This window comes from Phyllobacterium sp. YR531 (genome assembly GCF_000282595.1).
GTDB lineage: Bacteria > Pseudomonadota > Alphaproteobacteria > Rhizobiales > Rhizobiaceae > Phyllobacterium.
This window is the reverse complement of record NZ_AKIZ01000008.1, coordinates 1-21402: the sequence shown is the minus strand read 5'-3', so window position 1 is coordinate 21402 and position 21402 is coordinate 1. Positions and strand designations below refer to the sequence as shown.

The 21402-nt window shown below is 56.3% G+C and carries 18 protein-coding genes; 12 read left to right on the top strand and 6 right to left on the bottom strand.

Annotated elements, in window-relative coordinates; translation table 11 throughout:
- Positions 1-30 precede the first annotated feature (30 nt).
- Genes PMI41_RS03055 through cofH form a run of 3 tightly spaced genes read left to right on the top strand, consistent with a single transcriptional unit; the run spans position 31 to position 4650 of the window.
- Positions 31-1542 (top strand): aldehyde dehydrogenase family protein, encoded by a 1512-nt coding sequence (locus PMI41_RS03055; protein ID WP_008121656.1) that lies wholly within the window; start codon positions 31-33, stop codon positions 1540-1542.
- A gap of 58 nt (positions 1543-1600) precedes the next feature.
- Positions 1601-2266: a 2-phospho-L-lactate guanylyltransferase gene (gene cofC / locus PMI41_RS03050; RefSeq protein WP_008121655.1), complete on the top strand. Its 666-nt coding sequence runs from the start codon at positions 1601-1603 to the stop codon at positions 2264-2266.
- Complete coding sequence (cofH, locus tag PMI41_RS03045) at positions 2266-4650, top strand: 5-amino-6-(D-ribitylamino)uracil--L-tyrosine 4-hydroxyphenyl transferase CofH (protein WP_008121654.1); 2385 nt, start codon at positions 2266-2268, stop codon at positions 4648-4650. The genes cofC and cofH overlap by 1 nt, the downstream gene beginning before the upstream one ends.
- A gap of 130 nt (positions 4651-4780) precedes the next feature.
- Here the strand turns inward: cofH and cofD are convergent, their stop codons facing one another.
- The 3 genes from cofD to npdG all read right to left on the bottom strand — a co-directional run bounded on the left by cofD (position 4781) and on the right by npdG (position 7207).
- Complete coding sequence (cofD, locus tag PMI41_RS03040; RefSeq protein ID WP_008121653.1) at positions 4781-5710, bottom strand: 2-phospho-L-lactate transferase; 930 nt, start codon at positions 5708-5710, stop codon at positions 4781-4783.
- A complete protein-coding gene (gene cofE, locus PMI41_RS03035) occupies positions 5707-6444 on the bottom strand; it encodes a coenzyme F420-0:L-glutamate ligase (RefSeq protein ID WP_008121652.1) in 738 nt (245 codons plus the stop codon). Before cofE ends, cofD begins: the two co-directional genes overlap by 4 nt.
- A gap of 85 nt (positions 6445-6529) precedes the next feature.
- Positions 6530-7207, bottom strand: coding sequence for an NADPH-dependent F420 reductase (gene npdG / locus PMI41_RS03030; protein ID WP_008121651.1), 678 nt, complete (start codon positions 7205-7207; stop codon positions 6530-6532).
- A gap of 613 nt (positions 7208-7820) precedes the next feature.
- Between npdG and PMI41_RS03025 the strand changes: the two genes are divergently transcribed.
- Entirely contained in the window at positions 7821-9410 is a 1590-nt protein-coding gene (locus tag PMI41_RS03025) for a tannase/feruloyl esterase family alpha/beta hydrolase (RefSeq protein WP_008121650.1), read from the top strand.
- 440 nt (positions 9411-9850) lie between these two features.
- Here the strand turns inward: PMI41_RS03025 and PMI41_RS03020 are convergent, their stop codons facing one another.
- The gene (locus tag PMI41_RS03020; protein WP_008121649.1) at positions 9851-10618 is read right to left on the bottom strand and encodes a helix-turn-helix transcriptional regulator; all 768 of its coding nucleotides are present in this window, start codon (positions 10616-10618) and stop codon (positions 9851-9853) included.
- Positions 10619-10683: 65 nt separating this feature from the next.
- Here PMI41_RS03020 and PMI41_RS03015 point away from each other — a divergent pair, with 65 nt between their 5' ends.
- Both PMI41_RS03015 and map read left to right on the top strand, forming a co-directional pair.
- Positions 10684-11955 carry an MFS transporter gene (locus PMI41_RS03015; RefSeq protein ID WP_157179292.1) on the top strand — a complete coding sequence of 424 codons (1272 nt, stop codon included), beginning with the start codon at positions 10684-10686 and terminating at the stop codon, positions 11953-11955.
- A gap of 14 nt (positions 11956-11969) precedes the next feature.
- Positions 11970-12818: a type I methionyl aminopeptidase gene (map, locus tag PMI41_RS03010; RefSeq protein ID WP_008121646.1), complete on the top strand. Its 849-nt coding sequence runs from the start codon at positions 11970-11972 to the stop codon at positions 12816-12818.
- Positions 12819-13097: 279 nt separating this feature from the next.
- Here map and PMI41_RS03005 read toward each other — a convergent pair whose 3' ends face one another.
- Positions 13098-13964, bottom strand: a complete 867-nt coding sequence (locus tag PMI41_RS03005) for an SDR family NAD(P)-dependent oxidoreductase (RefSeq protein WP_202949286.1) — start codon at positions 13962-13964, stop codon at positions 13098-13100.
- A gap of 73 nt (positions 13965-14037) precedes the next feature.
- Between PMI41_RS03005 and PMI41_RS03000 the strand changes: the two genes are divergently transcribed.
- The gene (locus tag PMI41_RS03000; protein WP_008121642.1) at positions 14038-14415 is read left to right on the top strand and encodes a helix-turn-helix domain-containing protein; all 378 of its coding nucleotides are present in this window, start codon (positions 14038-14040) and stop codon (positions 14413-14415) included.
- A 128-nt stretch (positions 14416-14543) separates the two neighbouring features.
- Here the strand turns inward: PMI41_RS03000 and PMI41_RS02995 are convergent, their stop codons facing one another.
- Positions 14544-15317 (bottom strand): GntR family transcriptional regulator, encoded by a 774-nt coding sequence (locus PMI41_RS02995; RefSeq protein ID WP_008121640.1) that lies wholly within the window; start codon positions 15315-15317, stop codon positions 14544-14546.
- Positions 15318-15474: 157 nt separating this feature from the next.
- Between PMI41_RS02995 and PMI41_RS02990 the strand changes: the two genes are divergently transcribed.
- From PMI41_RS02990 to PMI41_RS02970, 5 genes are all read left to right on the top strand, one after another.
- Positions 15475-16764, top strand: a complete 1290-nt coding sequence (locus tag PMI41_RS02990) for an MFS transporter (RefSeq protein ID WP_008121639.1) — start codon at positions 15475-15477, stop codon at positions 16762-16764.
- Between the two features lie 27 nt (positions 16765-16791).
- On the top strand, positions 16792-17685 hold the full coding sequence (locus PMI41_RS02985; protein WP_008121637.1) for a polysaccharide deacetylase: 894 nt from the start codon (positions 16792-16794) through the stop codon (positions 17683-17685).
- Positions 17686-17734: 49 nt separating this feature from the next.
- A complete protein-coding gene (gene argE / locus PMI41_RS02980; RefSeq protein ID WP_008121636.1) occupies positions 17735-18886 on the top strand; it encodes an acetylornithine deacetylase in 1152 nt (383 codons plus the stop codon).
- A 39-nt stretch (positions 18887-18925) separates the two neighbouring features.
- Positions 18926-20044 (top strand): aminotransferase class V-fold PLP-dependent enzyme, encoded by a 1119-nt coding sequence (locus tag PMI41_RS02975; RefSeq protein ID WP_008121634.1) that lies wholly within the window; start codon positions 18926-18928, stop codon positions 20042-20044.
- Positions 20045-20167: 123 nt separating this feature from the next.
- Positions 20168-21337 (top strand): pyridoxal phosphate-dependent aminotransferase, encoded by a 1170-nt coding sequence (locus PMI41_RS02970; protein WP_040853600.1) that lies wholly within the window; start codon positions 20168-20170, stop codon positions 21335-21337.
- Positions 21338-21402 lie beyond the last annotated feature (65 nt).

Here is a 21402-nt window from a genome sequence, read left to right as displayed (position 1 = left end):
AACATACGTATTTTTTAATGGGAGAAAGTTATGCCTGAGTTAACAAACGATTACAGCCGTCTGTCGCAACAGGCGCGGGATTACCTGTTTCGCGACCATTTGATGCTGGTCAACGGTCAGAGGATTGCGGCTGAATCGGGCGAAACCATCGAGATTGTCGATCCGACCAACAACGAACCGATCGGCCGTGCGCCGTCAGCTGGCGCTATTGATGTCGACAAGGCTGTAAAGGTTGCCAAATGTGCTTTTGAGGAAGGCCCATGGCCGCGCATGACGCCGGGCGAGCGCGAGCGTCTTATCCTCAAGCTGGCGGATTTGGTCGAGCGCGACCGCGTGATGCTGGCGGAGATTGAAGTTCTTGAAAGTGGGCGCGTTTTCGGCGCGGTGCAGGCGTTCGACAGCGACCTGGCCGTAACTTGTCTTCGTTATATGGCGGGCTGGGCGACCAAGCTTACTGGCAAAACCATCGATCTCACGGCTCCCTATGCGCCCGGCATGAAGTTTTTCGCCTATACGAAGCTGGCTCCGATCGGTGTCGTCGGGGCGATCACGCCCTGGAACGTTCCGCTCGTTCAGGCCGTCTGGAAGATTGCCCCTGCCCTTGCGGCCGGTTGCACCGTCATTTTGAAGCCGTCCGAACTGACGCCGTTCGGTGCATTGCGGTTTGGCGAACTTGCACTTGAGGCCGGTATCCCGGCGGGCGTCGTCAATATTGTGACTGGCACTGGACGGACGGCTGGGGCGGCGCTGGCCTCTCACCCCCTGATCAGCAAGATTTCCTTCACCGGATCGACCGCCGTCGGCAAGGAAATTGCCCGTGCCAGCGCCGAAGGCCTCAAGAAAGTAACTCTTGAGCTTGGCGGAAAATCGCCCATGGTCATGTTAGGCGACGCGAATCTCGTAAATGCCATCCCAGGCGCTGCGATGGCAATCTACGCCAACCACGGTCAGAATTGCTGCGCGGGCTCGCGCCTCTATGTTCACTCGTCTATCTACGACAAGGTCGTCGCCGGTATCGCAGATATCGCATCGGGCACCGTCCTTGGCAGCGGACTGGACCCTGAAAGCCAAATGGGACCGCTCGTTTCCCGCAAGCAGCAGGAACGGGTCCTCGGCTTTGTCGAGCGTGGCGTGGCAGCGGGCGCCGAGCTTGTTGTGGGCGGCACCGCGCTCGACCATGTGGGCGCCTATGTGAAGCCTGCCATCCTCGCCAATGTTAACCACAGCCTAGAGGTCGTGCGCGAGGAGATCTTCGGCCCGGTCCTTTCGGTCATGCGCTTCGACGATGAGAATGAAGTGCTTAAGCTCGCCAATGACTCTTCCTATGGCCTGGGTGCAAGCATCTGGACGCAGGACATCAACAAGGTTCATCGCTTCGCCGAGGGGTTCCAAGCGGGAACCGTCTGGGTCAACGTCCACAACGTGCTCGACATGGCACTGCCGTTCGGCGGCGTCAAGAATTCCGGCATGGGTCACGATTTGGGCGAAGAAGCTGTGCTTCAGAACTGCACCGTGAAGGCGCATGTCATCAATTTGACCTGAGCCAGGAGGCTCGTAGATGCTTGAACATGTTGGCGGATATTGCCGGAAGTTTTAAATCATGAGCGTTTGGGCCCTCGTTCCTGTCAAAAGCTTCGGTCTTGCCAAGAGCCGCATGTCCTGTCTGTTGACGGCAAATCAGCGTGCAGAACTAGCGGAGGCCATGCTGCGGGATGTGCTTAACGAGCTTCGTCAGGTCGATGGGCTTGCCGGCATCGCGATTGTCAGTTCGGAATTGCGCTTGGCCCCGATCACGAAGGAAGCTGGACTCAGGCTTATCAAAGATACAGCTGGCGATCTGAACGGTGCGCTTGAGATAGGCCGTGCCCAACTTGAGCTAGACTATGGCCGGATTTCTGTGTTGGTTCTGCCAGCGGACCTACCCGCGGTTACAGCAGCGGATATCGGCTACATGCTTGTCGCAACCCAGAACCCGAGTGCTGTCGTGATCGCTCCCGCCCATGACTGGGGCGGGACGAACGCACTACTGACCGGACCTGACGCCCGTCTTGCCTATGCCTTCGGTCCTGACAGCTATCGCCAGCACCTAAAACAAGCGGAGGAAAGGCTATTGGCGCAGACCACGCTCAATCTGCCTAGGCTTGCTGCCGATCTGGATTGGCCGGAAGACCTGACCCGTACTGCGGCCGAGGGCCTAGGCCCGCATTCCAGGGCAGTATTGGAGGCTTTAACTTTTCATCCATCGTCTGCAGCCAAGGAGGCGTGATGACGTCGAACATGCAACACGGCCCCGATCTTGATGCGCTGATTGGAGAAACCGACATTCGCGCGCTCATGGCGGCGGCAAGAACGAAACGGGATCGCGCCTTCGGTTCGTTCATAACCTATTCGCCGAAAGTATTCATTCCATTGACCAAAGCTTGCCGCGACGTCTGCCACTACTGCACCTTCGCCAAGCCACCGCGCCCGGGGCAACCTGTCTATTTGTCGCCGGACGAAGTTCTGGAGATCGCGCAAAAGGGGAAGCTGGCGGGTTGCAGCGAAGCCCTGTTCACGCTTGGTGAGAAACCGGAACTTCGATACCGGGCCGCGCGAGAGGCGCTGGAACGGCTTGGCTTCGAAACAACCATCGACTATCTCGCTCATGTGGCGGCACTCGTTCGCGACGAAACAGGATTGCTGCCCCATCTCAATCCGGGAACCGTGACGGCTGCGGAATTCGTCAAGTTGCGACCCGTGTCCGCTTCCATGGGAATGATGCTGGAAACCACATCGGCCCGGCTTTCCGAACGTGGACAACCGCATTTCGGCAGTCCCGACAAGGACCCGGTGCTCCGGCTGGCAACCCTCGATGCAGCCGGCGTAGCTAAGGTTCCCTTTACGACCGGACTTTTGATCGGCATTGGCGAGACACGCGAGGAACGGCTGGAGACAATCTTGAAAATCGGGGATTCGCACGAAGAATTCGGCCACGTGCAGGAGGTGATTGTCCAGAACTTCCTGCCGAAGTCCGATACGAAAATGCGCGCTTTCCCGCCGGCTGACCCGATCGAGCATCAATGGACCATCGCTGTCGCCCGGCTCTTGCTGCCGGAGAGTATCAGCGTGCAGGCGCCGCCGAATCTTGCCTTTGGATCGGGTGCGGAACTGATCGAGGCAGGGATTAACGATTGGGGCGGCGTTTCGCCCGTTACCATCGATCACGTCAATCCGGAAGCGCCTTGGCCCAATCTGGAAAAACTGGCGGATATCACCGCCACCCAAGGCAAGACACTGGCCCCGCGTCTTACCGTCTATCCACGCTTCATTGAACACGCGAATGACTGGATCGATCCAGGGATGTTGCGGTTCGTTTTACGGTCCGCCGAGGCTAGCGGTCTGGCCTTCGAAGGCAATTGGGTGCCGGGAGGACTCGAGACACCGCCAACGATCCGGAGTGGCGGCGGGGTCGATGCGCTGATCAGGGCAATCCTCGATCTGCCTGCCGGTAAGGAACTGAGCGAAGCGCAAATCGTGACTCTTTTTTCCGCGCGCGACGACAGTTTTCATGCGGTTTGTGCCCATGCGAACGCACTACGTTGCGCCGTGAACGGCGAGCGGGTGCATTATGTTGTTACCCGCAATATTAACTACACGAACGTCTGCACTTATGCATGCCGGTTCTGTGCTTTTTCTAAGGGAAAGACGAATGAGAACCTTCGTGGTCCCGCCTATGATCTCGACATGGAGGAATTCTCCCGGCGCGTGAGGGAAGCCTGGGCACGTGGCGGCACGGAAATCTGTCTTCAGGGCGGAATTCACCCGGACTACACGGGGAAAACCTATCTCGACCTCTTGCGGCATGCCCGTGCCTCAGCGCCAGGTATCCATATTCATGCATTCTCGCCGCTGGAAATCTGGCAGGGCGCCGCAACGCTTGGCCTGTCGCTTGCGGATTATTTAAGCAAACTGAAAGACGCCGGCCTGTCTTCGCTTCCGGGTACTGCGGCGGAAATCCTCGATGACGAGGTTCGCGCGATCATCGCCCCCGGAAAAATCACGACCGGACAATGGTTCGAAGTTATGCGGGCAGCGCATACGCTTGGCCTGAAAAGCACCGCCACGATCATGTATGGCCATGTAGAGCAGCCGAAGCATTGGGCGCGTCATCTCATAAGGCTGCGCTCGCATCAGCTTGAATATGGTGGCTTCACCGAGTTCGTTCCGCTGCCCTTTGTCGCTCTAGAGGCGCCCATCTACCTGCGCGGACAGTCACGCAAGGGTCCGTCCTGGCGTGAGGCGGTGCTGATGCATGCAGTCGCGCGCATCGTTTTTCACGACGTTATCAATCACATCCAGGTGTCATGGGTGAAGATGGGTCCGGAGGGCGCGCGCGTCTGCCTTCAATCCGGGGCCGACGACATGGGCGGCACCCTGATGAACGAGAGCATTACCCGCGCTGCGGGCGCCGTACACGGACAGGAATTCGCACCCTGGCAAATGGAGGATCTGATCCGCTCAATCAAGCGCGAACCGCGCCAAAGGTCGACCCTGTACGGGCCGGTGGAGGAAGAACGCAGGCACCGGGCAATGCAGGCAGCTCCGCTTGCCGAAATGGTAAACACGCCGTTCCGTTCCAGAAAAATTGTGGCAGGCCAAGCCACTCCATGAGAAATCACGAGGCAGGCCTGCCGCAACGGAAGCCGAAATTTGGAAAAATCAAGAATCAGAGGCACCCCGCGTCGCTTCTGACTTCCAGCGCGTTCTTCAGCCGACGCGCCAAGCACGCCGGCTACACCTATTAGGAGCGGTGCGCCATGATGCGCCGGGCGAGATCCAGCGCCGCATCCGCTACACGTTCACTGTCGGATTCTGATCGCATTAATGTGTCACAGGAGGCAGTTTCCAAACCTTCTGGAATATTGTCACCTTCGTGAACCAGCAACCCTTGAAGAAGGTCGCCGTAGTGCGAAGCAATCGTGTAATTGACCACGGGGCACTCAAATTCCTGCATCAGTTTTGCTGTCGGGCCTTTGACCGAAGTGCCGCCGACCAGAGGCGATACCGCCACACGCGCAGCGGATGACGCAAGCAGCGCATCGCGAAGCCCCGGCACGGAAATAATGGGATCAATGCTCAGATAGGGGTTTGAGGGGGCAATCAAAACCGCGTCGGCCTCTTTGATCGCTTCGATAACGCCAAGCGCGGGTTTGGCGGCTGATGCCCCTGAAAATTCGATGCGCCGCACGCGCGGCTCTGCTCTCAGGGCAACAAAATAGCGCTGGAACGAGAGAAACCCAACGTCGGTGTCCAGAGTGGTTTCAATTGCCTGGTCGGACATCGGCAAAATTGTTGATCGAATCCCGAACGCTCGTGCAAGATCGCCTGTGATTGCCGTCAAAGCGTCGCCATCACGCAGGCGAACGGTTCGCAAAATATGCAGGGCCAGATCGCGGTCGCCCAACTGGAACCAGTCTTCGCCGCCAAGTTCACGCATCGCCGCCATGAAGCTCCAGCTTTCATCCTCGCGCCCCCATCCCCGCTCCCGGCTTGCCCGCCCAGACAGCGTGTAGAGTAACGTGTCTATATCCGGACATATACGAAGCCCCAGGTGGGTGAAATCGTCTCCCGTGTTGACAATTACGGTAAGATCTTCCGGCGCTACGATGCGCTGAAGGCCGACAACCAGCTTGGCCCCTCCAACACCACCGGTCAGTGCTACTATTTTCATAAAAACAGGTCCTGTTCACGCGGGCGGATCAAGGAAGACGCTGAATTCTGCTCCCCGGCAGCGCGGTAACCGCGAACGAGGGCAGCCGGTATGCCTTCACTACCCTCTCCCGTGACCAGGGCGGCCGAACTTGCGATGAGATCGCCGATAGCCACGATTGTCGATTCGAGTGTGCGCCCATCACGATCCCGCTCGCCGCGCCGATCCAGCAGTGCAGGAAAGCCAGCCGCACCGATCGCGACTGCCGTCACACCGCACCTCCACGGCCTTCCAAAGCTATCGGATATGATCACGCCGCAACCAAGCTGCTCAGAAAGCCGCTTGGCGGATGCATCGGGATCCAGCGGCAGGAGAAGCACCCGGTCAGTGGCCGACGTACCGACATTGGACTGATCAATCCCGGCATTCGCCATGACGTGGCCAAGCCGGGTCCGCACGATGAGAACATGTGGCACTGCTCTGACGACCGTTTCGGTTTGCCGCAGGACAAGCTCCACGAGACGTGCATCCTTGCGGGTCAGCTCGGCAAGCTTGCGTGCTTCTACTCCCGGTTCGACCGAACCCAGCGCGACATGCCTTCCCTCGGCCTTGGAGACAATTTTCTGGGTCACGACCAGGATATCATCCTTATCAAATTGGATATTTTGCTCGCGCATCGCGTTGCACAGGAGAAAACCAACGTCATCTCCAGGCAATATTTCCGGCAGTCCAGTAACCGGAAGGATACTTATCATGCAGCCCCCTTCATCCAGGATGTTTCAAGATTGACCAATAGGTCCGCCGCGCTGGTGCACGCCAGATTATGGCATGCAATAGAACTTATTGAGCGGAGTTCTCTATGCCGGAAATCCGGATGCCGGAACCTTTAGCTACATTGTAACGCTTGTTGATGAAAATCAGTACAGATGTCAGCGCCTCGGCGGCTGCGGAGTTTGCCAGAGGCCCGGCCTGCCAAGCGCGCAGACCAATATCGCCAGCGAGTTTGCACACAATGTCACGGGCTCCTTCGTCGTCTCCGCTGACGAGAACGTCGCAATCGACATCGTGATCCGGATCGGAAAGCTGGTGGGCGGAGACATTCTGGAATGCCGATACGACCCGAACGCCAGTGCCCAGCCGCTGTTGCAGGGCCTCAACTGCTGAACCGCCTTGCGGAAGCTGTACCCGCGCGACCTTGGGAGGCATCAACGGCACGGTCACGTCAATGACAATCTTACCCTCCAGGAACACTGCGACTTCTTCGGCAAGCGCTCGTTGCGCGCTATAGGGTACCGTAAGAACAACGATATCACCCACCTTTGCCGCATCGGTGTTGGCATAGCCTGAAACCTCAGTTCCGGTCCGTTCGTAGATTGCCCGGGCAAAACTCGCGGCTTTTCCGGCATCCCGTGACCCGATAATCACGCGATAGCCGGCCCTGCTCCATCTAAAGGCCAAGCCGGACCCTTCGCTTCCGCCTCCACCGAGGATTGCAATCGTCGGTCGACTCTCACTCATTTGTCTCTCACTTTCATTACAATATTGTAGTTTTTTTCCCGATTTTCTGCCGGAAGTGAAAAGTCGCTCGATACTGGTCGCAATACCCGTTTAAACGGACCAAAGCCCCCTTTCCGGAGGCGCCATAACTGTTGTCGCGGCCAGTCCGAAGTTTCCCGTCTGCAAGCACTGTATTCTGTATACAGAAGATGGCATCAGGCGATAAGTGTCAAGGGAATTCTGCCTGACATTTGCGAATTGAATCCGTCCAGCAGGCAATAGTGGCTGCCTACTGGAAAGCCACCTCGAACTGACCGCTGTCAATGGAGGCAGCCTAATAGGGGCAGCTCCCGGTCACCCGAAATCGACTATCGCCTCGACTTTTTTGCAGGAAATAACATTGTACGCACCCCAATGTTTCGGGGCTGGGTTTTCCGGCTCTCGATGCTTAAACAGAAACCGTTTTATTTTCCGTCATGGCCACTGTACCGGCGGCCGTCCGAGGCGGGATGCTACATTTCTGAGACACTGGACAAGCTTCCTGGTTATGCATGGCTTGCAAAATTTCATTTGTTGAGCAAGCGGGGTCTAAATATCATTCATACCATAATCTATTGTTCTGGGAGGAATCGTGATGAGATATCCATCGCTGCTAGTATCCACGCTGCTTGCCTTATTGGCCAGCATCGCTCCCGGTGTGGCACAGAACAAAAGCAGTTTTATCGATCAATCGGACAATGCAGGCTTTGTTGCACCTACCGTTGATGCTCAAATGTCGTGCCAATCTCTCAACAGTTCGAATTTTTCTGATATTTCCCTATTGAAAGCCATTCATTTCGACGCGACGGATAAAATTCCCGCCCATTGTCAAGTGACCGGTTATATTAGGCCGGAAATCAAGTTTGAGATCACCCTGCCGGCTCGATGGAACCGAAGGATTTACATGTTCGGTAACGGTGGCTATGCGGGAGAGAATTTGGCTGACCCCACGCGTATCGAAACACGTGACCAAGCTCTCGCTCGGGGGTTCGTGACGGTACAGCAGAATACCGGCCATGATGCTGCAACCTATAATCTTGGTGACTTTGCCAACGGAAATCTTGACAGGCTCATCGACTACGCATCCCGTGCAGTCCACGTTGTCGTTATATCGACCAAGTCGATCGCTACTCACTACTACGACCGGCATCCTACATTTTCGTATTGGGACGGCTGTTCGACAGGAGGGCGTCAAGGACTGATGTCTGCACAGCGGTATCCGGCAGATTTTGACGGTATATTGGCAGGTGCTCCCGCTCTTGATTTTACGGGCACACAGCTATGGGGTGTTTGGAACGCGCGAGTACTGGAAAAGGCACCGATATCAAAAGCTCAGTTACGCGTGTTGGCCAAAACCGTAATGGACAAGTGCGACAGGCCTGACGGCGCCGAGGATGGGCTCATCACCGATCCACGTGCATGCAAGTTTGATCCGCAGAAGGATCTGCCAATATGCGAGAAGGTCGTTTCCAGTGATTGTTTCACAGAGAACCAAGCGCAGGCGCTGACGAAGATCTCGGAAGGTGTGAAGATCAACGGCGAAGTAGTATTCCCTGGCGTCCCGTGGGGTGTTGAGGGCCTTGATGACGGCGGTGAAAGTGGTTGGAATCGCTGGATCATTTCTGACAACGGACCAAGCCGGCAACTCACCTATGGCGAAACCTTTCTTCGGAACATGGCCATGCTGCCGGAATCAGGAAAGGACATCGACTGGCGAAGTTTTGACTTCGACGCTGAATATACGAAGATTCAGGCTATTCGCAACATTCTCGACGCCACTGACTCCGATTTAAGCGAATTCCAGAAACGCGGAGGGAAGATGATTAGCTACTTTGGCTGGGCGGACCCTGCGCTAAACCCGATGATGGGCGTGAACTACTATGAATCCGTTCGAGAGAAGTTGAGTGCTGAACGCACCGACGAATTCTATCGTCTCTTCATGGTTCCTGGAATGTTCCATTGTCGACAAGGTTATGGCACTGATACTTTTGATGCCTTCACGCCGTTAATCGACTGGGTGGAGAATGGCAAAGCTCCGGACGTAATCCAAGCACGGCAGGTTAAAGGCGGCCATATCATTCGCACTAGGCCACTCTGTGCTTATCCGCTAGCGGCCAAATATTCCGGCAGTGGAGATCTCAACGACGGAGCCAATTTCAGCTGTACTACATCGGACGGAAAGTAATGGCTGACCCATTTTAAACCCATCAAACAATGTGTTTAGATATCGAATGAGGAAGAGCGTCCGGCCCCGATACACCACCAACTGCTGCTTTCACAACAGGAAATTGAAATCCTCGATCAAATGGTCAGCAACTCAGGCAACCGACAGGCGCTGGATCGTTAAACTTCTATCTCATCAAACTCGCTCGTTTAGGTGGTTACCTTGCAAGAGCATCAGATCCGCCACCGGTAAATACGGTCGTCTGGCGCGGCCTTAGCCGGCTGACAGACATTCGCCTCGGAACCGATATAGCAGCGACGCTCGGATGGAGGTAACTGCAACACGGTGAGAGCCGTCTTGCAGTGATCGGAATATTCGTAGCTGGAATCGTAACTTGGAAGTAACTGCGCATCAGCAGCTACCGACCGACATACGAAGGCGGCTGCCAGATGCTGATCCCGTTAGAAGTATCGTCCAGGCGTCGTGCCGAGCGCCTTCTTGAACATGGTAATGAAGGCAGTCGTGGAGGCATATCCGAGTCCATCCGCAACCTGCTGCACCGTGTTGCCCTCCGCGAGCTGGCGCAGAGCCATCAAGATTCGCAATTGCTGCCGCCAGCGGCCGAAGGTCATACCGGTTTCGCGGATGATCAGCCGCGCGAGCGTACGTTCACTCATTGCCGCTTGCTCAGCCCATTTCGACAGGGTGGATCTGTCCGTTGAATCTGTGGTCAGTGCCTCGATGATCGGCTTCAACTTCGCATGGACGGACATGGGCAAGCCAAATCGCGTGCGCGGCATGGCCTCCAGTTCCTCCAGCAGGACCTGCATCAGTCGGCCACTGTGTTCGTCCGCTGGCTGGTCGGCGTGCTCCCTGTCCGCAAGGTGCAGGATCATCTCGCGGACCATCGGGGTGATCTTCACCGTGCAGGGGCTCTCGGACAGGGTAGCAGCGCCCGGCTTGACGAACAGAAAGCAGACATTCGCGTTCAATGTCGTTCGAGTGCTGTGCGGCACATTACCCGGTATCCAGACCGCGCAGTCAGGCGGAACGATCCAGATGAAGCCTGGCACCCGGCACGTTAACGCACCGGTCAGCGCCAGGATGAACTGCCCGCTCCGGTGCGAATGCATTGGCGTTTCCTGATCTTGCGCCAGCACGCTGACGCGGAGCGCAGTGAGCGGATTGGCCCCCGGATCAGGATCGAAGCTGGCGAACGAAGCAGTCATAGATGATCTTTGTCTGTTTTAAGCGATAGACTGTCATCTTACCATAGATGCGGACAGTAGTCGTTTTGATAGTAAAGCATCAGCCGAGCTTCGCCGGTTTTCCTAACTTTCAACTCTTCAGGCGGAGTTCGCATCCTGGCTCCGACATCGATGTCCCTATGAACAAACACTCTTCTATCTCTTATTCGCATGCCGTCCCGATGATGGCTCTTGTCCTGCTGGCGGCAAACCTGCGACCGCCACTTACAACGGTCGGTCTCCTGATCGAGCCTATCAGGGAAACGACCGACATATCGCTGACAACTGCCGGCCTGCTCAACAGTCTGCCGCTTCTTGCTCTTGGTCTGTTCGCACCGCTTGGGCATTTCGGGCGGCGTTTCGGGCTGGAACGGACGTTGGTAGCCGCCCTGCTTATTCTGACGGCAGGGATACTCCTGCGCTCTCAAGGTTCAGTCGCCGCCCTGTTTCTTGGCTCCGCATGCCTGGCGGCCGGCATAGCCGTTGGCAATGTCCTGGTGCCCGGCATCATCAAGCGCGATTTTGCCGATCGGGCGAAGGGGGTGACCACGATCTATGCGGTCACCCTTGGTCTGAGCGCGGCCATCGCCTCGGGCCTTGCCGTCCCGTTTGCGCAATGGCTGCCTGGTGGTTGGCAAGCGTCGCTCGGCATATGGGCGATTCCCGTCGCGATCACCGCTGTGGTCTGGCTGCCCGCTGCGCTAAGGACCGGACCCAATGGCAGCTCTTCACATCATCATGCTGCTCCGGTCTCGCCATGGCGGTCGAGCCTTGCCTGGCTGGTGACCATTTTCATGGGCATGCAGTCGCTGTTTTTCTACGTGGCGGTGGGCTGGTTCCCGACGGTCTTCCAGAACCGCGGATACAGCGCGGAGGAATCGGGCCTGATCATTGTCATGTTCCAGCTCGTGGCCCTCGTTGTGACCATGATCATGCCATTGATCCTCAAGCGTGCCCATGACCAGTCGGCTATCGCCGCGGGCGCTGCCCTCCTGGTCACCATGTCCGTGCTGGGACTGGTCTTTTTTCCGGCCGCAACCTATCTCTGGATGGTCATGATTGGCATTGGCGGCGGGGCTATGATGATCCTGGCGCTGGCATTCATCAGCCTGCGTGCGTCCAACCATCACGACGCGGCCTCGCTCTCGATCATGTCGCAATCGGTCGGCTATCTGCTCGCGGCGGGAGGCCCCGTATGCTTTGGGCTGCTGCATGATCTTACCGGGGACTGGAACGCGCCCTTATGGGTGCTGGCGATCCTCACGGCTATATCCATCTTTGTCGGCTTCGGCGCTGGCCGGAACCGGACCTACTCTTGAGAACGATCTGAACGATGAAACAAGAAGCAAAAAGAAATTCTGCTCACCCCAGCATCGTCGGCAATGTCGGCGACATCCCTCTCTACGGAGAAGAAGGGTTTGAGGGCATGCGCAGGGCCGGACGGCTGGGCGCCCTTGCCCTCGACATGCTCGTTGGTGCAGTAAAGCCCGGTGTCACCACGCTGGCGCTGGATCAACTTGCCTTCGAGTTTGCCAACGATCATGGAGCAACCCCGGCGAATGTTGGCTACCACGGGTTCCTGCACACACTCTGCACCTCAATCAACCATGTCGTATGCCACGGCATTCCGGCCGAGCGCGAGTTGCGCGAAGGCGATATTCTCAACATCGACATCACCCTGATCGTCGACGGCTGGTATGGTGACACGAGCCGCATGTGTGCTGTGGGCGCCATCTCGCGAAAGGCCGAGCGTCTGATCGGGGTGACCTATGAGAGCCTTGCGCGCGGTATTGCTGCCGCCCGGCCCGGCAGCACCACCGGCGACATCGGCGTGGCGATCCAGACCTATGCCGAAGGCGAGCGCATGAGCGTGGTGCGCGATTTCGTGGGGCATGGCGTCGGTCGCGTCTATCACGACGCGCCACAAATTTTTCATTTCGGCAAACCGGGAGAAGGCGTCGAGCTTAGGCCCGGCATGATCTTCACGATCGAGCCAATGATCAATCTCGGAAAGCCTGGCGTAAAGGTTCTGGCGGATGGCTGGACAGCGGTGACGCGCGATCGCTCGCTCTCGGCGCAGTGCGAGCATTCCATCGGCATCACCGAAACCGGGTGCGAGATATTCACGCTTTCGCCCGGCGGACTGTTCAATCCAACGGTCAGGCTGGCCGCAGCATCCTGAATCCTGTTGGCGACATGGCAGAAAACGGGGCTAGGCCCAATACAGTCACTGTATCGGCCTTGCCAGAAAGCAGACGGTTCTCTCGGCAAAAATAGGGCGCAGAAGCTCCAGATGGACCTCGGGCAGCACCACATTCGGCGACTTCACTCGCTACGAAAGCGATGCAGTAGACCTGAGCACCCGGCTGTTGCCGCAGGAATCTCCAATTGCCCCTGATCCTATGATCCCGACCCTCATCAAATCCCCTTTCAACTTTCCCGTGGCGTCACGTCTGGTGGCTTATCCCAGCAGCGAGCGATGCAGCTCGGGCGGACCGCCCATGTTGAAGCGATGGGAGACCGGACGGCTGCCGTCGATGTCGGTGACATTGAACAGTGTCCCGAGCTCGGAATCGATCATGGCGCGCCCGGACAGTTCCATCAGACGCTCAGATTCATAGAGAGCAGCTATAATCCTGCCCGTGAACTGCGGTGACTGACGCTTCTGGACCGGGCGCTTTTCTTCGGGAAGGGACGCCAGGTGAGCCCGCGCCCGTTCCGTATCGAGCGAGCCCATCCAGACTGATACGGCAGCGACATTGTGCGGGCGAAGCTCCTTCGCCATGTCGGCCGCCATCTTGTCCGAACCCGCCTTCTGCGCGCCGTAAGCCGGGCCATGATAATAGCAGACCGCGCCATAGTGTCCGGTATTGACGATCAACCCCTTACCGTTGGCAACTAGAAGCGGGGCCGCGTAGTAGCTGGCGACAAAGTGGGACCGCAGTCCAACTGTTATCAGATCGCCCGCTTCGAGAGACTTCTGCCAGAAGCCACCCGGATCGGTCGTCGCCACCAGTTTGGCGGCATTGTTGACGAGGATGTCGAGCCCGCCGTGTTCCTTGCGAATACGGTTGAACAATTCCGCCACCGAACTGTCATCTGAATGATCGAGCGCGACCGCGATGCCCTTTCCTCCGGCCTCCGTCACCTGCTCGGCGGTTTCATGAATGGTGCCGCCCCATTCGGTATCCTTGTCGGAACCGCTTCGGCCCGTGACGTAGACAGTGTGTCCGACTGCGCCGAGCGCTATGGCGATGCCTTTGCCAGCGCCACGGCTGGCTCCTGTTACGACGGCTATCGTTTCCATGAATGTCTTTCCCAGTCCCAAATGATGACTTCAGAGGAATATGTGACTATTCTTCTGTAGATCGCAAGAAGGCAGAAGGGCAGGACCAGGCCATATGGACATGACTAGAACTGACCGCATCGTCCTGAAGGACCGGCGCAATATCGGCCAAGTGCTCTCCCGCGTCGGAGACAAGTGGACTATGATGGTGATCTACATCCTTCAGAATGGCCCTAGGCGCTTCAATGACATGAAGCGCAGCATTGATGGCATTTCGCAGCAGATGCTCACGAGAACGCTGCGCGCGCTGGAGCGGGACGGGATGGTAAGCCGCACGATCCTTCCGCTCAGCCCGCCGCAGGTCGAATACGCACTCACGCCGCTCGGCAAGTCGCTGAGCGCGCCAGTCCTCACGCTATGCAAATGGGCGTGCGACAACATCGATGGCATCAACAGCGCCCAGAACCTATTTGACGGCCGGGATGGAAGTTAGTCGTTTCACCTGATCGTCGCGATCACACCTTGTCTTCTGCCTCGCACGCCGATGCGCCCACCATGCGGTCTGATGTATATGCTGATGCACCAGCCATTGCGCATCAATATCGATCGTATATGGAAGATTTAGGTAGATTTGCTGACGCTCAACTCCTGAGCCAGATGTTCTAGTCTGCTCTGAAGCAAGGCCTGAGTGGCTGCAATGTCTCGAACGATGGCTTCACGTGCTTGCGTTCCGTTTCGCTCGCGAAGGGCTGTAACAATCTCGAGATGGTGTATCGAGAACGGGTGGATGATGCCTCTTTCAAATTCCTGAGCGACGTAATCACTCAGCATTCGCATATATGGCCCAAACCGAAGCCAAAGCATCTCAATATGCTGAGGCAAAACTTCGGAATGAGCATTTTCGTAAATGCTGAAGTGAAATTCCTGATTTTTCTTCAGCATTCCGAATATGTCACCTGCTTGTCCGGTGGCTTGGTGTTCTTCTGCAAGCACTTGCAGGCGGTTAGCTGCCTCATCTGTCATCTTGGCTGCCGCAAGTTCTGTTGCAAGTCCTTCCAACTCCTTACGTGCCTGGCATAAGTCATCCAGCCTTCGTCGCGATACTGCCGGCACCCTTGCGGAGCCGTTGTGTCCGATCTCAAGGCCGTTTTCCGCAGCCAGCCTTCTTAAGGCCTCTCGAACCGGCATGTGGCTGACACCAAATTCGTTTGCAAGAGACGATATCGTAATCGCTTGCGAAGGCTCAAAAGCCCCCCACATGAGTGCATTTCGCAATTGTTCGTATACGCCATCCTGAACGGTTATTCTCGAAGTCACTCTTAGGAGTCGTCGATTTACCATTGGGTTTTTCAAAAATTCATCCTTAGACCATGAGGTTGGCAAAAATGCTTTCATACCAATCCTTTGGTATCCAGCGCCAACACCTGCAGCATTGAAGTCGACGATATACTAATCACGTTTGCTTTAGCATTCTAGATATTTTGATCAAATGATATGGACTCTTGCTGGGCGTTCCGGTACTCATTTTCGATCAGAGACCAAAGGGGAGACGATGTCGGAGTCAAACACAGCGGGATCAACACAGATTTCTGTTTCTAGATCATCAAAACGCGCAGTCGTTATTGGATCGGTTGGAAATGCGCTGGAACTTTATGACTTCGGGGTCTACGGATTTGTTGCGACAATTATCGCGTCCAAATTCTTTCCTAACGATGATCCAACCGCATCTCTGCTCGCGACCTTTGCAGCTTTCGGAATTGGCTTCTTCTTTCGTCCGCTTGGAGCGATTCTGATCGGCCGACTTGGGGACACGAAGGGACGCAAACCCGCCCTTTTGATTACGATTTTGCTTATGGCAATCGGCACGGTCGGGATCGGTCTGATCCCAGCTTTTGAAACCATCGGCTTGATGGCACCCGTCCTTCTCGTTCTGTGCCGTATTCTTCAAGGATTTTCGGTGGGAGGCGAATGGGGCGGAGCCACTGCATATATCGTCGAATGGGCGCCGCCCGGACGCCGTGGGCTGTTCGGAAGCTTCCAGCAGTTCTCCGCAGGCGTTGGATTGCTCTTGGGATCGACCGTGGCGGCGCTCACAAGTTCGATGCTATCGGACCAGGCAATGCTGGAGTGGGGATGGCGCGTTCCGTTCCTGATTGGTGGCATCCTGCTTCCCTTCGGCCTTTATATGCGGCGAGACATGGAAGAGAGCCCAGCTTTCGAAAAGGCGAAGAATTTGGCTCCTGAAAACCTCGCGAAGCCGAAGCTCAGCGCGATGCTGAACATTGGAATGTTTTCGGCCGGCTGGGTTGGCGCATCATACGTCACGATCAATTACATGCCGACCTTCACACAGCGATATCTCAACGTGTCGAGAACGGAAGCTCTTTGGATGAGCACCGTGGCGATCACCGTCATGACACTGTCAATGCCGTTTTGGGGTCATCTGTCGGACAAGATCGGACGAAAGCCGGTCGTTTTGCTTGCAGCGGTTGGACTTGCGGTTCTGTCTTACCCCCTTTTCCATCTTCTGACAGTCAATGCCGAGACGACGATGCTTTATGCTGTGCAGTGTGTCTTTGCACTTCTGGTCGGAGCGTTTTCTGGCGCGGGTCCCGCAATGTTGGCGGAAATGGTCTCGACCTCCTCTCGAACGACCGGAATGTCCGTCGGTTATGGCCTTGCTGTTGCTGTCTTCGGCGGTTCTGCCCCTTTCATCGCGACCTGGTTGGTCGGGGTCACGAACTCCCCCGCCTCGCCCACCTATTTCCTGATCCTGACGGCAATTCTGTCGATCATTGCGATTGCGCGCGTGCCGGAAACGTCGCGTCAGGAACTGCACTAACAGCCACACTCAAAAGGGATCGCTCACATGAATACAGAGCAGATGCAGCCATGGGAATGGTCAGAAGAACACTGGAGATCGCTGGTGGGTCAGGTCAGAGCCGGGCGACGATTGCATCCGGCCACCTGGAAAGACGGCGCCCGTTGCGCCGTTGCGCTATCGTTCGACTCCGACCATGAGACAAGCGAACTGCGCGACGGCGGACGTTCCATCGGAAGAATGGCATGGGGGCAATATGGCACCCGCGCCGGGATTCCGCGGATACTCGAGGCGCTCCGGCAAAATGGCGTGAAGGCGACCTTCTTCGTTCCAGCTGTCTCCGCCCTTCTTCATCCCGAAGAGCAGCGCCAAGTGATCGGAGAGGGTCACGAGATCGGGCTGCACGGCTGGATCCACGAACTGAACTCGAAGCTGCCTTATGAAGTTGAGCGGGATCTTTTGTTCCGCTCCGCCGATATGATCGAAAAGGTGTCCGGTGTTCGCGCCTCTGGCCTGCGTACCCCCTCCTGGGATTTTAGCCCCAACACGCTCAAGATCGAGAAAGAGCTTGGCCTCCTCTATGACTCCTCCCTCATGGCAGATGATGATTGTTATGAGCTTAATGAGGGTAGCGATCCTTCTGGCATTACGGAAATTCCAGTCGAATGGATCCGCGACGACGCCGTGTATTTCGGGATGGATCGGTTTGCAGGACTGCGGCCCTACACTCCCCCCGAGGCTGTCTACAACATTTTCCAGCATGAGTTCGATCGTGCATACGAAGAGCATGGACTGTTTCAGCTCACCATGCACCCATTCGTAATCGGCTATCGATCGCGGATTTGGATCCTCGAAAAACTGATCAGCTACATCAAAGGCAAAGGCGACTGCTGGTTTGCTCGCCACGATGAGGTGGCGAAGTGGGTGACGGAAAACAGCTAATATAGCCGCGGTTGCAATGGCTCGCCCTTCTATTCACTGTGAGGATTCGATGAACGAAACCCTTCGCCTGCTCGACCGCCTTATCGCGTTTCCGACCGTAAGCTCCGCATCCAATCTCGAACTCGTTTCCTGGATCGAGAGTGAAGTCAGTCCCCTTAACGCCAGACTGAGGAAGTTCCCCAACCTGGCGGGCGACAAGACCAATCTCCTCGTCTCGATCGGACCGGAAGAGCCTGGCGGTATTGTCTGGTCGGGACACACCGACGTTGTCCCGGTTGAGGGACAAAACTGGTCCGCAGCTCCCTTTGTCATGCGCAGAAAAGAGGGAAAGGTGATTGGTCGTGGCGCGACCGACATGAAGGGTTTTCTCGCATGTGCGCTTGCGGCAGCTCGAAGTCTCGATCTGAACACACTGGCGCGGCCGCTTCATCTTGCGTTCTCTTACGACGAGGAGGTGGGATGCGTCGGTGCTCACGATATGGCTAACTGGCTTGGAGCGTCCGATCTGAAGCCACAACACGTCATCGTTGGCGAACCGACGGGTCTCAAGCTGGTCAATGTCCATAAGGGCGGAATGATCGGTTGGGCGCACGTTCATGGGAAGACGGGGCATTCCTCGCGCCCCGACATATATGTGAATTCGGTTATGGTCGCCGCGGATTTGATTGCGTTCATAAGCGCGATCCGTTCTGAAATGCGGGAGGGACCGAAATCGCCGCGGCTGGATCCGCCCTATAGCACCATCCAGGTCAATCAGATCCACGGAGGGACCGCTGGCAACATTGTGCCGGAGCTTTGCAGCTTCTTTTGGGAAATGCGGGTTATTCCCGGAGCCGAGCCACAGGATATTTTCCAGAAAATATTGGCTTACGCCCGAGATGTACTGGAGCCGGCTATGAAAGCTGTAGACAATAACTGCCGGATCGATATCGAGCCGATAGCTACCATTCCGGCTCTTCGCCCGAATGATGATATCGAGGCCGAACGGGAGCTTCTCGCCCAGCTCAACCAGGCAGAAGCGGAGACGAAGGCGGCCGGCACTGAAGCCGGGATATTCCAGAAAGCCGGGATGCCGACCTATATTCTTGGACCTGGCTTTACGGCCCAGTCCCATCAACCGGATGAATTTATCGAGGAGGTGCAACTGGAGTCGTGCACGGCACTCCTGAAATCTTTCGTGCAAAGATATTGCTGCACCTGATCATCACGACGTGTCATTCCCAGAAACTGGCCGAAGATCATGAAATATTTCCTCTATCACTCTATTGGCACCTACCCAGGTAAGGAAGGCGATCTCAAGGAAGTTCTGGCGCAGTTCGCTCATATCTGGTCTGCAGCCGACGATGGACAATGGGGCGATGCGCTCCAAACGCGGCGCAGGTTTCTCGATCGATGGGCGCAACTGATAGAAGCACCGAACGAAACCTTGACGCTTACCGAGAACGTCACGCTGGCGCTCTACAGCTTTATCGGCGGCCTGCCCCGGGCGCGGTTATCCGGAAAGACCATTCTTGTCGCTCAGGATTGCTTTCCCAGCCTGCATTTTCTGCTGTCAGGTTTGTCCGAACGATTCAGGTTCACGTTGAAGACCGTGCCTACGCGATCGGGCGAGTATTTTGTCCAAGATGACGATTTCCTGTCGGCATGGGATGGGTCTGTGGGCCTGGCACTGGTGACATGGGTATCGTCAACCACCTCGAAGCGCTGTGACCTCGAAGCGATGGCACAGCGCGCCCGGGATACAGGCAGTCTGCTTATCGTCGATGTCACGCAAGGGATCGGCATTATACCCTTCAAGGTCGAAGACGGTATCAGTGCTGTTGTGGGCTCGACACTGAAGTGGCTGTGCGGGACTGCCGGCGCTGGCGTTCTTCACGTGTCCGCGGACCTGTTGCAGGAATGTCGGCCAGAATTGCGCGGCTGGTTTAGTCAGGAAAATCCTTTTTCGTGGAACCTCGATGCTTTCACCTATGCTCCGGACGCGCGCCGATTTGATCATGGAACCCCATCGGTCCTTTCCGCCTACGCATCTCTGCCGGGGATTGAATTTGTACTGCAGCAAGGCGTTGATAAGCTGTCGAAGCACAATCAACTGCTGACAGCGACGATCATCGAATTCGCATCGTCGAATTCCCTAGAAGTTTCCACACCAAAAAATGAGAAGGAGCGAGGGGGAAGCATCATGCTGAACGCTCGCTCCGAGGATGCTGCGGCACACTTGGTGCATCGCCTGAAGTGCGAGGATTTCTACGTCGATCACCGCGGAGGAACCATCCGGCTTTCGCCAGGTATCGTCACAACGCAAGCAGACACCGAAAGCCTGTGCCGGGTGCTCTACGCAGCTCGTGAGCTGTTCTAGGGCGATCATCAAGCGGTCGGCCCTGCATCGTGCCGCAAAAGCGATCCAACGAGGTGGCTGGATGCAGTGATCGGTTGGCCGAAGCCTCACGCGCAACATCTCGAAGAAGAAAGACCCAATATAATGACCTATTTTGCGAAGCGAATTACCGAGAGTTCCAAGAAATCGTTCGGCATGTATGCGCGAGCTGCTGCCATGAAGGGCAACTCGGACGAACTCATCCACATGGAGCTCGGCAGCCCCTATGCCGATACGCCGCAGCCGATCAAGGACGCGGCGATCCGTTCCTTGCTTGCCGGAGACGTCCATTACTCCCATTTCCAAGGTCTCCCCAAACTTCGGGACGCCTTGGCTGAAAAGCTGTCCCGCAAGAACAGCATCGATTATCGACCGGAAGAGATCGTCGTCACAAACGGCTTGACGCATGCTTCTTTCGCCGCCTTCATGGCATTTCTGAATCCGGGTGATGAGGTCATCCTGCTTGAACCATACTACCCACAACACATAGGCAAGATTGAACTCGCGGGCGCCAAGCCAGTCTTTGCCACGTTGGATGCTGCCAGCCGCTTTTCGCTCAATCCTAGTCTGATCGAGGAAAAGATTACGCCGAAAACGAAGATGATCGTCCTCATCAATCCCTGCAATCCAACAGGCCGCGTCTACAGCCGGGAAGAACTGCAGGGCCTTGCTGACCTTGCTATCAAACACGATTTGCTGATTGTTTCAGATGAAGTCTATGAAGAAATCCTCTTCGACGGCGCAATGCATATTTCCATCGCCTCACTTCCAGGCATGCGCCAACGAACAGTCTCCATGTTCGCCTTCACGAAGAGCTTCGCCATGGACGGTTGGCGCATTGGATATCTTACGGCCCCGTCGAACTTTATCGAAGGTATTTTGAAAATCACTATGAATGACGTTACCCATGTCAACACGTTCATACAGGAAGGCGCTTATGCCGCGGTAACTGGACCCGTGGAAATGCTGCACAGGCTGGTAGAGGAAGATCGCATCAAACGTGATATCGTAGTCAGTCGGCTCAATCAGATGTCTGGCGTTACATGTGATTGGCCAGAAGGGACGATCTACGCTTTTCCGAATGTGGCCTCACTCGGCATTCCTTCGCAGGAACTCGCCGAAGCCATTTTGGAGAAAACTGGCGTTGTGGTTGAAGCGGGCAGCTTTTACGGCCCGATTGGTGAAGGCTATCTACGCGTCTGCTTCGGATCGCAGTCCGCCGGACGAGTTTCGGAGGCTATGGACCGGTTGCAGCGATTTTTCGGTGAGCTGTAGCGATTCTCCTGACAGATTGCCTGGAGGCGCTCGATAGTGCAACATCGCCATTTCCGTAAAGGTCC

What these genes read in the sequence shown, in the direction of transcription:
- cofD (WP_008121653.1), bottom strand. Translation starts at nt 5,710, where the DNA reads ATGAAAATAGTAGCACTGACCGGTGGTGTTGGAGGGGCCAAGCTGGTT.
- cofE (WP_008121652.1), bottom strand. Translation starts at nt 6,444, where the DNA reads ATGATAAGTATCCTTCCGGTTACTGGACTGCCGGAAATATTGCCTGGA.
- argE (WP_008121636.1), top strand. Translation starts at nt 17,735, where the DNA reads ATGAACGAAACCCTTCGCCTGCTCGACCGCCTTATCGCGTTTCCGACC.
- PMI41_RS03055 (WP_008121656.1), top strand. Translation starts at nt 31, where the DNA reads ATGCCTGAGTTAACAAACGATTACAGCCGTCTGTCGCAACAGGCGCGG.
- PMI41_RS03025 (WP_008121650.1), top strand. Translation starts at nt 7,821, where the DNA reads ATGAGATATCCATCGCTGCTAGTATCCACGCTGCTTGCCTTATTGGCC.
- PMI41_RS02995 (WP_008121640.1), bottom strand. Translation starts at nt 15,317, where the DNA reads ATGAAAGCATTTTTGCCAACCTCATGGTCTAAGGATGAATTTTTGAAA.
- PMI41_RS03000 (WP_008121642.1), top strand. Translation starts at nt 14,038, where the DNA reads ATGGACATGACTAGAACTGACCGCATCGTCCTGAAGGACCGGCGCAAT.
- cofH (WP_008121654.1), top strand. Translation starts at nt 2,266, where the DNA reads ATGACGTCGAACATGCAACACGGCCCCGATCTTGATGCGCTGATTGGA.
- PMI41_RS02975 (WP_008121634.1), top strand. Translation starts at nt 18,926, where the DNA reads ATGAAATATTTCCTCTATCACTCTATTGGCACCTACCCAGGTAAGGAA.
- PMI41_RS02990 (WP_008121639.1), top strand. Translation starts at nt 15,475, where the DNA reads ATGTCGGAGTCAAACACAGCGGGATCAACACAGATTTCTGTTTCTAGA.
- PMI41_RS03020 (WP_008121649.1), bottom strand. Translation starts at nt 10,618, where the DNA reads ATGACTGCTTCGTTCGCCAGCTTCGATCCTGATCCGGGGGCCAATCCG.
- map (WP_008121646.1), top strand. Translation starts at nt 11,970, where the DNA reads ATGAAACAAGAAGCAAAAAGAAATTCTGCTCACCCCAGCATCGTCGGC.
- PMI41_RS02970 (WP_040853600.1), top strand. Translation starts at nt 20,168, where the DNA reads ATGACCTATTTTGCGAAGCGAATTACCGAGAGTTCCAAGAAATCGTTC.
- npdG (WP_008121651.1), bottom strand. Translation starts at nt 7,207, where the DNA reads ATGAGTGAGAGTCGACCGACGATTGCAATCCTCGGTGGAGGCGGAAGC.
- PMI41_RS02985 (WP_008121637.1), top strand. Translation starts at nt 16,792, where the DNA reads ATGAATACAGAGCAGATGCAGCCATGGGAATGGTCAGAAGAACACTGG.
- cofC (WP_008121655.1), top strand. Translation starts at nt 1,601, where the DNA reads ATGAGCGTTTGGGCCCTCGTTCCTGTCAAAAGCTTCGGTCTTGCCAAG.